Here is a 602-nt window from a genome sequence, read left to right on the forward strand (position 1 = left end):
TTTAGTGGTGACTTTATTTTTGTTTGTGATATCGGTAGACCTGTTTTACTAGAATTATCTGTACAAATGGAAGGTACTACAGTGATTGGTGCAAAAAAGATGTACCAATCTATAGAAGGTGTTAAAAATTTACCAGATTATATTCAAATATGGCCTGGACACGGTGCTGGAAGTCCTTGTGGTAAAGCATTAGGTGCCATACCAATGTCTACGCTAGGTTACGAAAAAATTAATAACTGGGCATTTAATGTAACAGATGAATCTAAATTTGTTGAAACATTAACATCAAATCAACCAGCACCACCCCATCACTTTGCACAGATGAAAAAAATTAATCAGTTTGGTATGAACATGTATCAACCATACGACGTTTTTCCTAGTTTAGATAATGCAAGAATAGCCTTTGATCTTCGTAGTAAAGAAGCCTTTCATGGTGGTCATACTGAAGGTACAATCAATATTCCTTACAACCAAAACTTCATTAACCAAATCGGTTGGTATTTAGACTATGAAAATAGTATAGATTTAATTGGTGATAAATCTACCGTTGAACAAGCAGCGCATACTTTACAATTAATTGGCTTTGATAATGTAGCAGGTTA

General features: G+C 34.2%; 1 pseudogene. It reads left to right on the forward strand.

Annotated elements, in window-relative coordinates:
* Nucleotides 1-602 (forward strand): annotated as a pseudogene (cstB, locus tag KA873_RS13500) (persulfide dioxygenase-sulfurtransferase CstB); the annotation flags it as partial.

This window comes from Staphylococcus sp. GDY8P45P (assembly GCF_017892745.1).
Taxonomy (GTDB): Bacteria; Bacillota; Bacilli; order Staphylococcales; family Staphylococcaceae; genus Staphylococcus; species Staphylococcus cohnii.